The organism is Vibrio gazogenes, from assembly GCF_002196515.1.
GTDB lineage: Bacteria > Pseudomonadota > Gammaproteobacteria > Enterobacterales > Vibrionaceae > Vibrio > Vibrio gazogenes_A.
Window position 1 is genome coordinate 394836 of the sequence record NZ_CP018836.1, and the last position, 12984, is coordinate 407819.

Here is a 12984-nt window from a genome sequence, read left to right on the forward strand (position 1 = left end):
AAAGGGGGAAATTGATGATGCGATCCATAGCTCTATAATTTCCTATTTTCCCCTATTCTGCAAACTTAGTCCGCATATTATTGTTACTTTTTATTTTTGACGGCAATGGTCAGGCGACTGGTACACACTAATCGATCCCGCTCATCATGAATATTGATCTGCCATACTTGCGTGGATACACCAATATGCATGGGTTGAGCGATCCCTGTAACCGTTCCGCTTCTGACCGCCCGGATATGATTGGCATTAATGTCCAATCCGACACAATAAGCATCTTCATCAACACAACAATTCGCCGCAACCGAGCCTAATGTTTCAGCAAGTACCACTGAAGCACCGCCATGCAGCATCCCCAATGGCTGATGGGTAAAATGACAAACCGGCATTGTTGCCGATATCGTTGAATCGGTAACTTCCGTATAGACAATATTCAGATGTTCCATCATGGTGTTGACTGACGTTTGATTCAATAAGTCAATATTAATCGGTCTTTTCCAGATACGCATAATCTACCTTTCACAAATCGAACAGAGGTGAGTGAGCCGAAATTTTACACACAGAAAATATCATGATAAGCATAGCTGACGCCAGCAAACGATATTCATATGTATGAACCTTGCTATCTCATTGATACTGTTCCCTCTCCTCGATTAATTGTTGCTGAAACATCATCTTGATGGATAAAAAACTTTAAATTGTTGCCACGAAGTGGATAATACGCCCTTATTCTTTTTACTGGAGTCCAATCATATGGCAACAGAATCAGCGCTGCTTGAACGTTGTGAATCAAAATGTGAACTTTGTTCCTCTACCGCTCAGCTTCAACCATTTGTTGTTGCACCTCATACACAAATTACAGTCGATCATGCAGTGATGCTCTGTGACACTTGTAAGAGCCAAATTGAGAACCCGGAAACAGCGGATTCAAACCACTGGCGTTGTCTGAACGACAGTATGTGGAATCAAACACCAGCTGTACAAGTTGTGGCATGGCGTCAACTAAAGCGTTTATCAGAATCTGAAGCTTGGGCTCATGATCTGCTGGATATGATGTATCTGGAAGAAGATGTTGCTAACTGGGCACTGATCGGCATGGATGATGATGCTGAGAAACCCCGCGACGTCAACGGTGTCGAACTTAAGAAAGGTGACGATGTCACTATTATTAAAGACTTACCAATTAAAGGTTCTTCCCAAGTCATCAAGCAAGGAACCGTTGTTCGTGGCATCAGCCTGAGCGATGATCCGAAGCTGGTTTCAGGAAAAGCAAACGGTCAGTCGATGTATATTATTGCTGAATATACCCGTAAAAAATAAAGTTGACTCGATGCGATGAAAAACCCCGGTGTCATTCTCTGACACCGGGGTTTTCTTTACCCTTTCTCTTGACTTAGGACAAAAGAGTTACTGTTTCAGGTTCAATTTGATAATCACTCTCCGGTCTGATTTTTTATCCCGTCCATCGTGTCGGGACAACTCACCGCGAATGACCAACTTATCACTCAACCACTGTCCATATGGCTGTAACATCTCACTTTCAAACAAGACATTAGACACTGCTAACGCTCTTTTCACAGACAGATCATAATTATACTTGTAAGCATCCAAATCATCTCTTGAGCCTTTCCATTCCTGACTGGATAATCCGATTACTTCCAAAGATTGAATCTGTTCCGGATACTGTGAAAGAACATCAAATAATGGATTCAGTATTGATGTAATCGCGGTTTCAAACCGAGGTGAAACGGTGTACTCCCCGACTTTAAAATAACCATACGAACCAAAGTTTAACACCATATGGTGATAATCAAATGAGGCCTTATTCTGTTTAAATGCATCTGAGCTATTCGCTTGGATGGCTGCGATAAGACTATTCAAGTCATGATTCAAATGGGACTTTTCGGTATAAAAGGCATCCGACGGCAACACAAAATTAACCGACACACGTTTATCCGCCAAGCGTAAAAGACTTCGGTTTCCTGCCCCTGTAAAAATGACATCAACATTATCGATTTTACTGAAATCACCATCAACATTGGTCACTTGATAGTCACTCAGATCATTTTTATTGATAATGTCATTCACAACTGGAACATACTGATTATTGATATAAAGAGAGACATGACTGTCCCTGACACCAATATTTTCCATCGCGGTATATAAGGTATATTTAAATAATCCAGGCACCACCATAAAAGGTGTTAATAAAATAAATAGCGTCACCAGACTATTGAAAATATTCTTCTCTTTATGATTAAGATACATCTTACAGGCGATGCCACAATACAACAGCGGTGTAAACATCAAAAGGGTTGCAAACCAGTCTGAGTCTCTGACTGTCGCATACTGACAAATAATATAAATCAGCGGAATTAACCAAACCAATCCTAAGAAAGAGATCGAACCGATCTGATTATCTTTGATAAAGTTTTTGAGCATCCCGCCAAATACCATGCCACGCAGATGTTTCTCTTTCTTGGTCATCGACAACGTTTTCAGGACAAACGATGGCAACCGAAACAGAAAAATCAGAGCATTGATCAATGATAAAGATGAGATCGAAAACAAAAAGATAAATAATGTGGCTAAGAATCCGAACGAGAGAAAAACGAAGCCAATGAATGCCCCATCACCTAACGTGAGACCTTGAGGATAGAACCCAATCATTGAGCAATATATCAGTATTATTACGGCACCAAGAAAAAAACCGACCTTAGAAATAACCGAGATAGATTCACTTATTTTTTGTGTAGTCATTATGATTATATACCTAGCAAAGATATGAAAAACAACCCGTCGATCTTAAAGCGCTCACTTATTTAGGCAAGCAGAATTGATGAGATATTGACTATTTCTGGATGTTTTTTTCGGAGATTTTGCAGAATACTAACCAAAATGAGAGATCGATTCCAAATTTGTAAACGGTTATTTTAATCATACGAGGATGGTCTGACAGGAAAATAACCAGTCAGTATTGAACTGAACGGAAAGCGCAATATTAAAAGCAGCTATTGTTCAATTTCAATAGCTGCTTAATAGCATTTATTCATGTGAATGACCAACTGATTTAAACAACCGAATAGGGTAGAAAATAAACCAGTAAGGACCAGATACTTATCCAGCTGGCAACCACCAGCGCATCAAACCAATCTCTATGCCGCATATTCCCTCCTCACCAATGAGGTTATTTCAACACCATCAAACAAGCAAAGACAATGCCAAAATGGTGTTCAGCACATGAAACTAGCTGATAAATTGTGCTTCGACAGTGGCTTCAAGCCATTCAGGTTTATCTTCAAACATCTCAATCAAAGCATCGGCCATTGAGATGTTCGAAACAATACCGGGCTGAACCATGCCAAGGATAGCTTCATACCCTTCTTTTCCTTTCATCGTATAGGCTGATGATGTCCCACAATAAACCGTTGAATCATCAACAGATGTCCAGTGACCATTTTGATAAATCTTCAAGGCCTGAATTCGCTCTTCTGGCGGCATGTCGGCCTGATAGTGAAAATCGAGACCATAACAATAAGGATAACTTCCCGTACCGGTACTATCTGCCCGATAACCTAATGCATTGTCAATGGCACCAGCCAATAACTCCCTGAGGGTCGCCCCGGTAACGTAATACACGCCGATAGGGATGGCAAATGGCAATAATTGACCGGCAATATCGGCAACCGTCAGAACACCACTCGACAAAGAGCAACGCACACCGCCGGCATTATGTACTGCGAACTGAACCGGATGTCCTCGCTTACCCATCGCATAATGAAATGACCGGGCGACCAACGGTGCGATTTCACTCCCACCCTTTTCTCCGGGGATTCGAGTGTGAAATAAAGGTTGTGTCAAATGAATCACGGCTTTGGTTTGCTGTTGACGCACTATCGGCAGGTAATTCCGGTTCAATATATCCTGAATTTGCGGATCTTTGCGGCAAACATACACCATCGGGTGTTGTTCCAGATAATCACAGGCATGTTGATGTCGCCAGTCACTGCCAGGAGACTGTCTGGCCGCATCGACAAACAGACGCCGACCAATCAACAGCTCATTCCTACCCTGAAAACGCACGACATTGCCTGCGGCATCAAAATCAATATGACAGTGGCCCAGTGCCAGTGCATGGCATCCAGCTTGTACAATATGGGTTTCTCCGACTTTGATCCCGTACGGTTCGGCGGCCCCCAGCCCAATATCCGAGAAGTCACCTTGTAAAACATGGCTATGCCCGCCAATAATCAAGCTGATGCCACTGACCGCTTCAGCAAGCTGTTTGTCTATTTCATACCCAAGGTGGCTCAGTAAAATAATCTTATTGATCCCACTGTGCTGAATCGCATTTACTGTTCGACGGGCAACTGCCAGTGCAGCGACAAACGGCGTATCCGCATCAGGGTTGGAGATATCATCCATCCGATCCAGCGAAAGGCCGAAGATCGCCACAGCATCTTGTTCATATTCCCGCACCAGCCACTGGGCAGTTTGCTGCTGAACATCATATCGGTACACATTGGTTTGATCAGATAATCGATATGGTTTGTCCGGCCGTTCCTGACTCAGATCCCAGTTGCCCGCTAAAAGCGGAAAATTAATATTTCGCACAAACCGAGCAACCGGTTCATTGCCCAGATCCAGCTCATGATTACCCAACACCATCGCGTCTACCCCCAATGCATTTAACAAAGTGGCATTCGCTTCTCCTTTAAACAGGGAGAAATAGAGGGTGCCCTGAAAACAGTCTCCGCCATGCAGTAATAAAAAAGGACGGTCGCTGTTGTAGGCCTCATCTTTCAGTTGACTGACGCGCGTGGCGATTCGGGCGAACCCTCCCGCACTGACATACGGTGAAATCTCATCCTGATGCACAGTCATTTCAAGCTGCAAGGATGAAGGCTCAAAATATGAGTGAGTGTCATTTAAGTGCGCAATCGTGATGGACAATGGCTGGTGATGGTGATGCATAGACTCAAGCATTTCCCTTTGTATCATGGATGGAAAAGCATGACAGATTCATCTCCGTTTGTGAAATAGAGTTCAAACTTTTTTCATCTCTCAAGCGCTCACATCACCGATATTCATCATCTGTGATGTAAGTAACTCGTATTTCTGACTTTTTATATTATTCTTACCCTAAGAGCCATCTCTCTGGGAAGATGCCTATGCATTTAGAGCGAGTCGAAGTATCCGGCTTCCGAGGAATCCGTCGTTTATCGCTGAGTTTAGAAGCGCTCACCACTTTAATCGGAGAAAATACCTGGGGAAAGTCTTCTCTGCTGGACGCACTCAGTATTGCCCTTCCACCTGACGGTAGTCTGTATCATTTTTCGCTTCAGGACTTTCATGTCAATTATGCGGTTTCTCAACCACAAACCCAACATCTGCAAATTGTGCTCTGTTTTATCACAACCGAGAAAAATGAGCCGAAGTCCGGACGATATCGTAGACTGAAACCAATCTGGCAACCTGCGCCCCGGGGATTCAGTCGGATTATTTATCGAATCAGTGGTACCAGAGAACATGATCGCATTACAACCGTTCATCACTTTCTTGATCAGGATGGCGAGCCGCTCAGACTACACCATTCGGAAAAACTCGCCCAAGAGTTAAGCAGCCTTCATCCCGTCCTGCGTCTCAGGGATTCACGACATTTCGAAGACGCTACCAATGGCAACAATCACAGTAAGAACGCCAGAATAGAGAAAAGAATCGACAATACCTGCCGCCGTTTGCTGGCAACCCCCGGACACGTAAATAAAGGAGAGATCAAAAGCAGCCTCAATTCAATGAATTCATTGGTTGAACACTACTTCTCATTCAAAAGTCGGGGTAAAAAGAAACCGATGTTTGAGAGAACCAGTCTGGTGTATGCCTCACCCGCATCAGAAAAAACGTTCATTCAGTATATTGAAGAAACCAAAAATCGTCAGAGTCGTTTGTTATTAATGCGCTTGCTAAATGCTTATCTACAAGCCAAAGGCCCGACCGATCTTCGCCGGTGTGCCCGGCCGATTCTCATCATTGAAGATCCGGAAGGCCGCTTACACCCGACACATTTGGCACGGGCCTGGACGATTTTACAATTGCTGCCGATGCAAAAAATTCTCACGACGAACAGTGGCGAACTGCTCGCGGCAGTGCCGCTCTATTCAATCAGACGACTGGTCAGAATGACAGACCGGACTAAAGCCATGTCTGTCCCGGAAAAAATGTTGTCTCAGGACGATCTGCGTCGTATCGGTTTTCATATTCGCTTTCATCGCTCCAGCGCACTATTTGCCCGCTGCTGGCTACTGGTTGAAGGTGAAACCGAGGTCTGGCTGTTCAGTGAACTGGCTCGCCAGTGTGGTTATGATTTGATGGCTGAAGGGATACAGATCATCGAATTTGCGCAATCCGGGCTCAAATCATTAATTAAAGTCGCCAAAGCATTCGGTATCGACTGGCATGTGGTCACTGACGGAGATACAGCCGGTAAGAAATATGCAGCCACCGTCCACGCACAACTGGGACATGATCAGATCTTACACCGTCTGACCGAACTCCCTGACCGCGATATCGAACACTTCTTATATAACCACGGCTTCGAGTTTTTCTTTAAAGATATGCTTAGGATTCCACACGACCACCCCATTCCCGCAAAGAAAGTGGTCATCCGGGTCCTCAAGAAATATGCAAAACCCGATTTAGCCCTCGCAATTGTTTCTTATTGTGAGCAACGCGGTGTTATCTGCATTCCGAAGCTCCTCAGACAAACGCTGAAACGGATCGTCACAATGGCAAATGGCAATACTTAATATCAAACGAATACTTAATATCAGACGAATACTTAATATCAGACGTTTTGCCGCACCAGGCAGCGAAGCGTCTGTCTCTATCGCAGAAGAGATCGGCCTTCGACCATGTTCAACCCGGTTGCTCTGATACAGTCAATTAATGGATGTTCCCCCACATCGGCGCGCCAGATAAAAGACAAACTCCGATCCATTTTTAATTCAGGCACATTCAAGGCAACTAACTGATTTGTTTCAATTAACGGTTTGACTTCGAGATACGGCAAACAGGTCAAATAATCCGAATGCGCTGTCAGGCTGCACAAGAGCGGCACAAAATCATACTCACGCCAGACGTCCAACTGAGCGACATAAGGATGGATGGCACTTTCAAACACCATTCGGGTTCCAGACCCAGGTTCTCTTAACACCCAGCGTGCTTGTGCAAGTAACTCAAAACTGACCGAAGGCAGGCTCGCATACGGGTGATCGGGAGCGGCAACAATCGTCAGTTGGTCACTACACCAAATCTCCTGACAGAGTCGATGATCATCACAACGGCCTTCGATAATGCCTAAATCACTGCGGTAACTCAGAACATCTTCAATGACATTATGGGAACTTTTGACACTGACTTTGATCCGCACATCGGGATAACGATGATCCAACAGACTGATCAGTTCAGGAAGTAAATGCTCTGCCGGTGTCTGGCTGGCACACAGCGTCAGATCACCACTGATCCCCTGTAAATCAAAAAAACCGGTCTCAATTTGTCGGGCATCTTGTAACAGACGTTTTGCTCGTGGTCGCAGCCATTCTCCCCAGTGAGTCAGTCGCATTTGTTTCCCCTGTCGCTCGAATAATGCGCGCCCCAGAATTTTTTCCAATTGTGACAAAGACATACTGGTTGCAGACTGGGTCAGAGACAAGTAATCCGCAGCCTGACTGACACTGCCGTATTCAGCTATCGCATCAAAGACAGCGATCTGTTTTAATGTATATCTCACCGATTTACCTATCGTTATTGAGTCTCCACTACAACTTCATTTTACGGGGCTTCCGGCAACTATCAATCAAATTGATAGTTATATTCAGAATTACCGATTTACCGTATGGTGTAAAATTAGGTACTCTACGCACAGGAATGTGCTGTAGCACACAATTTTAAACGCTTTGAGTTATATCTGGAGAGCCCATATGGCGAACAACACCGATTACCTAACGCCTGCTGAAATGATGGTTGAAGCAGAACATTACGCGCAGAGTAAAACCAAGAAATCAACAGGGACGATTTTAGGACTCGGGATGATGGCTGGCCTGTTTATCGGGCTTGCATTTGTATTTTATATTACAGTCACAACAGGCTCTGCTGATATCCCTTGGGGCTTGGCAAAACTGGCCGGTGGTATCGCTTTCAGTCTGGGACTGATTCTGGTTGTCATATGTGGCGGAGAACTTTTTACCAGTTCTGTACTCACGATTCTTGCCCGAGCAAATCGACAAGTGAATACCACACAAATGCTAACGATCTGGGGCAAAGTTTATCTGGGTAACTTTTTCGGTGCGATGTTACTGGTGGTATTAGTGATGGCTGCGGGTTTATACGGTAGCGCTCACGGACAATGGGGCCTAAATGTTCTGAATGTTGCTCAACACAAACTCCACCACACGTTCATTCAAGCTTTTACCCTCGGCATTTTGTGTAACCTGTTAGTCTGTCTTGCCGTTTGGTTAACATTCAGTTCAAAAAATGCAGCAACCAAAGCCATGATGACTATTTTACCTGTCGCCCTGTTCGTGTCTTCAGGTTTTGAACACTGTGTTGCCAACATGTTTATGGTGCCATTAGGGATTGCGATTCAGACATTCGCCCCAGATACGTTCTGGCACGCTATCGGTGTAGATGCCAGTCAATATGCTGATCTGACGATTTCTCACTTTGTGTTTGCCAACCTGATTCCTGTGACTTTGGGTAATATTGTCGGGGGCGCTTTCCTTGTCGGTTTAAGTAACTGGTTTGTCTTCAGCCGTCCGAATCAGCAAAAAACAGACGCAATGCCACAGGTTGATGCACTTAAAAAATGATGCCTAAATGTTGATGAACATCAGCACAAATGAATAATTGAACCATAGTGATGCACACTTGATGATCACAAAAGCCTCTCAGATGAGAGGCTTTTGTTTATCTATCGTCATGTCGTAACGAGAATGACTTACTTTTTAATCCCTTCAACATAAAGTTGCATATCGACGGTTTCAACCATGTCCATTGCTTTGATGCCGAAATCAGATAACTGTAGTGTCGTCGTTCCTTCAAAACCAGCACGCTCACCTCCCCATGGATCCGGACCCGCACCGATAAGTTCTGCATCGATACTGATTGGTTTTGTTTGTCCATGCAGCGTCAGATCACCATTGATCGTAAATTCACCATCACCCTGATCATCAATACTGGTACTTTTGAACGTTGCTGTTGAATATTTACCTGCATCAATGAACTCTCCGCCACGAAGGTGCTTATCTCGCTCTGCGTGGTTTGAGTCCAGAGATGTTGTATCAACCTTAACCTCAACCTTTGATGCCTTGATATTCTGCGGATCATAAGAGAATGTGCCGTCAAAACGATTAAAGCGTCCCTGAATATAGCTGTACCCCAGATGGCTCACGGTAAAGTTAATCGATGCGTGACCACCTTCTGTGTCGATCACATAATCGGCAGCAGTTGCACCAAAAGATAAAGTTGTTGCTAATGCCAACCCTGTTGCTAGTAATGTTTTTTTCATGATTTAGATGCTCCTATCATTTTTCGTAACGTATCATCTTTGGAAATAAAGTGATGTTGTAGGGCTGCCAAGACATGCAGTACAACCATAATGATCAATGTCCAAGCCGCGATTTCGTGAACAACCCCAGCCAGATCAGCCTGCCCTTCAAACAGTGCGCCAGCGCCGGGAATGGTAAACCAGTTAAATACATCAATGCCTCGGCCATCTTCTGTAGAAATCAGATAACCGGAGATAAAAATGATGAATAAATCAAGATACATCGTGTGATGAACTGCTTTCGATGCAATCTTCTCAAAACGAGACCCTGTCACTTTTGGTGAGACGGTTGAGGCTTTCCAAATCACTCGAAAAATAGTCAAAAGTGCCAAAAGTATCCCGACAGATTTATGTAAAAAAGGTGCCTCGTGATACCAAGTGCTGTAATAAGACAGATCAACCATCCAAATACCAACAGCAAACATTCCCACAATCACAATTGCCGATAGCCAGTGTATACACCTAGCGACAAGATTATAGTTTTTAACATCAGTGCTCATATTGCCCTTCCTGACGGTCTATTTGCCCATAACAACGCTTTCCAAATAGAAAACAATTGTTGCTCCAATAGTATTTATAGTAGAAATTGGTATATCCTCACTTTCTTTAATAAGTATTTCTTATAAATATTTCATCGAACACCTCAATAAATTGATGAACTCATTCAAATTTATTGAACTATGAACACTTCAATGCATTGCATCTTAATGAGTATAATTGCTTAACCCTATTCTCTTCGGTCATTTCTCGCTCAAAGTGGCCTGTCAGAATGCGCCGAAAACATCACAAAAACTTAATATTTTTAGTCGAATCGCGCCCCGAAAAGCATAAAAAAAATCGAGTTCGGTATAAAATATGCTACGCTGAGTTTTGTGCTTACAAGGAGTATTAATCTTGTTATTGGATATCCTGATTCAAAGTGTCAATGAGTTTCAATCTGACTGTCTGAAGTTATGTGAAAAACATTATCCAACGATTCATAATCAGGGAATGACTGAACATCACCTTGCCAAAGCATTTTCCAGACGACTCGCACGCACGCTTGTTGAATTCGGCCATTCTTGTGAATACATGCCGATCGATCTGCATATTCACCATGAACTCCCTCATCATTTTCGTGTGACTTCAGAAATAGGCACCGTGTGGATCCTAACGCATCATCTTGTCAGTGCCGGAAAGACATGCCGGGAAAAACTTGTTCAAGATATTACCCTCTGGAAAGAAGAATATGCTTATGCAATTCAACCTTCAGATCTGCTCCTGCTACTGGCTGATCACTGGATTTCGCGTCGAGCCACCAGCCGGGAACTACTCTATTGGTGGATGGGGCAGTTACCGGACGAGCTTGCCGAATACAATGCCCAAGGCATCACACTCCATGAAAGTGACTCACGATTAAGCCAATATTTAGAAACCTGTCATGCGGTTTCACCTTGTTATATTAAGTATGGTCACCCACTCCGACGCTCTAAAGATCAGCAACTGGTACGTAAATACATTCAGTTGTACGCAGTGTTGCAATGGGCCTGAGCTCCCCCCTCACCTTCCCCTCTCAAAAAATTGCACGGCAGATCATCCAATCGCATCTGTCTGACGTATCGTTTTGAATCTACACCACATTGAACCCCATTTTTCATCCGGTATGAATTCATCGTTTTGCCATTCAAAAAACTAATTTCTTCTCTATTTGCAGTAAAATATGTCGTTTTATTTTTACTAGGAAAATAAAACAACTCAGATTAGAATCGCCTCCCATAAAAATTCATAACAACAGCCATCCCTTGCAATAGATAATTGTTGATCACAGGTGATGACTGAATTCATACCTCAGGTATGAAATTAAGCTCAACGTAAACAAAATAAAAAGGTCCCTGAATCATGAGCCCAGAGAAACATCTACTCGACTGGCACGCTGGCCAAACGATTGCGGAATCCATGTCTCCCCTTATTGGACAGCTATACCGGAACCGTGGGGTTGAAGTCATTTTATTCGGTAAAACGCTGATCAATGCAGCAACGATTGAAATTATTAAAACGCATCGGATTGCCCGTCGCTATATTGGTTCTCCCCTCGATTTACAACAAACACTCCCTATTTTACAACAGCTCGCAGCACTTGAATTAAGCCCGTGCCGCATCGATATCGGCCAACTCGCCCATCGATACTGGCAAACCCACAAAGATGAATCCGGTCTGAAGGACTATTTACAGACATCACTGCACGATGCTTTAAATAATACGCCTAAAGCCGCCCAACAAGATGTCGTGCTTTATGGATTCGGTCGAATTGGTCGCTTACTGGCACGCCTGCTGATCGAAAAAAGTGGCCCCGGTTATCCGTTACGTTTACGGGCGATTGTGGTGCGCGGTGGAAAAGACGGTGATTTGGAGAAACGTGCCAGCTTATTACGTCGTGACTCGGTTCACGGTCTGTTCAACGGCAGTATTACCGTTGATCATGAGCGTAAAGCGATCATTGCCAATGGTAACTATATTCAGGTAATTTATGCCAACCAGCCTCAAGACATCGATTATACCGATTATGGGATTCATGATGCTCTCATTGTCGATAATACGGGGGTTTGGCGTGATCAAGAAGGTTTAAGTCAGCATTTACAATGTCAAGGCGCAGCCAAAGTACTCCTGACAGCGCCGGGCAAAGGTGAGATGAAAAATATTGTTTTCGGAGTCAACGAATCGACGATTCTGCCTGATGACACCATCATTTCTGCTGCAAGCTGTACAACCAATGCCATTACACCGGTACTAAAAGCCGTTCATGAACAGTATGGGATTGTCTCGGGTCACATCGAAACCGTTCATTCATTTACCAACGATCAGAATTTGATTGATAACTTTCACACGGGTGAACGTCGTGGACGAAGTGCTTCACTCAATATGGTTCTGACGTCAACCGGTGCGGCTAAAGCGGTTGCAAAAGCACTACCGGAGCTTGCCGGGAAACTCACAGGGAACGCAATCCGAGTGCCAACTCCGAACGTATCAATGGCCGTTGCCAACCTAAATTTAGCCGCGGATACCGACAAAGACACATTAAATCACTACTTGCGAGATATCGCGCTGAATTCGCCGCTGGCTCCACAAATTGATTACACCGAATCCACTGAAATTGTTTCAACAGATTTAGTCGGTTCGCGCTATGCCGGTGTTATCGATGGTGCAGCAACAATTGCTCAGGATTCTCGCTGTGTCTTGTATATCTGGTATGACAATGAATTTGGCTACAGTGGTCAGGTGATTCACTGTATGGAACAGATGATGGGCGTTCGCTACAAAACGTATCCCGTGCAATAACCAGTTTCGTCTCCACAACATAACAATAATAACCGATCGATGTCGTCAGTTGATCGATATTTCTTCTG

Annotated in this window: 10 protein-coding genes and 1 pseudogene; 5 read left to right on the forward strand and 6 right to left on the reverse strand. The window is 44.0% G+C overall.

What is annotated here, in order from left to right; genetic code table 11:
* Positions 1 to 83: 83 nt before the first annotated feature.
* Entirely contained in the window at positions 84 to 506 is a 423-nt protein-coding gene (locus tag BSQ33_RS17385) for a hotdog fold thioesterase (protein WP_021019297.1), read from the reverse strand.
* Positions 507 to 750: 244 nt separating this feature from the next.
* On the opposite strand from BSQ33_RS17385, the gene BSQ33_RS17390 reads away from it, so the two are divergent.
* On the forward strand, positions 751 to 1317 hold the full coding sequence (locus tag BSQ33_RS17390; RefSeq protein ID WP_072959760.1) for a PhnA domain-containing protein: 567 nt from the start codon (positions 751 to 753) through the stop codon (positions 1315 to 1317).
* Positions 1318 to 1404: 87 nt separating this feature from the next.
* Here BSQ33_RS17390 and BSQ33_RS17395 read toward each other — a convergent pair whose 3' ends face one another.
* Positions 1405 to 2667, reverse strand: coding sequence for an OmpA family protein (locus BSQ33_RS17395; protein ID WP_021019299.1), 1263 nt, complete (start codon positions 2665 to 2667; stop codon positions 1405 to 1407).
* Positions 2668 to 3243: 576 nt separating this feature from the next.
* Positions 3244 to 4971 carry a bifunctional metallophosphatase/5'-nucleotidase gene (locus tag BSQ33_RS17400; protein WP_088134784.1) on the reverse strand — a complete coding sequence of 576 codons (1728 nt, stop codon included), beginning with the start codon at positions 4969 to 4971 and terminating at the stop codon, positions 3244 to 3246.
* A 197-nt stretch (positions 4972 to 5168) separates the two neighbouring features.
* On the opposite strand from BSQ33_RS17400, the gene BSQ33_RS17405 reads away from it, so the two are divergent.
* Positions 5169 to 6803, forward strand: coding sequence for an ATP-dependent endonuclease (locus BSQ33_RS17405; RefSeq protein ID WP_088134785.1), 1635 nt, complete (start codon positions 5169 to 5171; stop codon positions 6801 to 6803).
* Positions 6804 to 6880: 77 nt separating this feature from the next.
* Here BSQ33_RS17405 and BSQ33_RS17410 read toward each other — a convergent pair whose 3' ends face one another.
* Positions 6881 to 7786: a LysR substrate-binding domain-containing protein gene (locus BSQ33_RS17410; protein ID WP_088134786.1), complete on the reverse strand. Its 906-nt coding sequence runs from the start codon at positions 7784 to 7786 to the stop codon at positions 6881 to 6883.
* Between the two features lie 190 nt (positions 7787 to 7976).
* Between BSQ33_RS17410 and focA the strand changes: the two are divergent.
* Positions 7977 to 8813, forward strand: a pseudogene (focA, locus tag BSQ33_RS17415) (formate transporter FocA); the annotation flags it as partial.
* A gap of 179 nt (positions 8814 to 8992) precedes the next feature.
* On the opposite strand, the gene BSQ33_RS17420 reads toward focA, so the two are convergent.
* The gene (locus tag BSQ33_RS17420; protein WP_021019304.1) at positions 8993 to 9562 is read right to left on the reverse strand and encodes a YceI family protein; all 570 of its coding nucleotides are present in this window, start codon (positions 9560 to 9562) and stop codon (positions 8993 to 8995) included.
* Positions 9559 to 10101 (reverse strand): cytochrome b, encoded by a 543-nt coding sequence (locus tag BSQ33_RS17425; protein WP_021019305.1) that lies wholly within the window; start codon positions 10099 to 10101, stop codon positions 9559 to 9561. Before BSQ33_RS17425 ends, BSQ33_RS17420 begins: the two co-directional genes overlap by 4 nt.
* 394 nt (positions 10102 to 10495) lie before the next feature.
* Between BSQ33_RS17425 and BSQ33_RS17430 the strand changes: the two genes are divergently transcribed.
* Entirely contained in the window at positions 10496 to 11131 is a 636-nt protein-coding gene (locus BSQ33_RS17430; protein ID WP_021019306.1) for a hypothetical protein, read from the forward strand.
* A gap of 348 nt (positions 11132 to 11479) precedes the next feature.
* On the forward strand, positions 11480 to 12916 hold the full coding sequence (locus BSQ33_RS17435) for a glyceraldehyde-3-phosphate dehydrogenase (protein WP_088134787.1): 1437 nt from the start codon (positions 11480 to 11482) through the stop codon (positions 12914 to 12916).
* The last annotated feature ends 68 nt before the right edge of the window (positions 12917 to 12984 follow it).

What these genes read in the sequence shown, in the direction of transcription:
- BSQ33_RS17405 (WP_088134785.1), top strand. Translation starts at nt 5,169, where the DNA reads ATGCATTTAGAGCGAGTCGAAGTATCCGGCTTCCGAGGAATCCGTCGT.
- BSQ33_RS17420 (WP_021019304.1), bottom strand. Translation starts at nt 9,562, where the DNA reads ATGAAAAAAACATTACTAGCAACAGGGTTGGCATTAGCAACAACTTTA.
- BSQ33_RS17395 (WP_021019299.1), bottom strand. Translation starts at nt 2,667, where the DNA reads ATGATTGGGTTCTATCCTCAAGGTCTCACGTTAGGTGATGGGGCATTC.
- BSQ33_RS17390 (WP_072959760.1), top strand. Translation starts at nt 751, where the DNA reads ATGGCAACAGAATCAGCGCTGCTTGAACGTTGTGAATCAAAATGTGAA.
- BSQ33_RS17400 (WP_088134784.1), bottom strand. Translation starts at nt 4,971, where the DNA reads ATGCATCACCATCACCAGCCATTGTCCATCACGATTGCGCACTTAAAT.
- BSQ33_RS17435 (WP_088134787.1), top strand. Translation starts at nt 11,480, where the DNA reads ATGAGCCCAGAGAAACATCTACTCGACTGGCACGCTGGCCAAACGATT.
- BSQ33_RS17425 (WP_021019305.1), bottom strand. Translation starts at nt 10,101, where the DNA reads ATGAGCACTGATGTTAAAAACTATAATCTTGTCGCTAGGTGTATACAC.
- BSQ33_RS17385 (WP_021019297.1), bottom strand. Translation starts at nt 506, where the DNA reads ATGCGTATCTGGAAAAGACCGATTAATATTGACTTATTGAATCAAACG.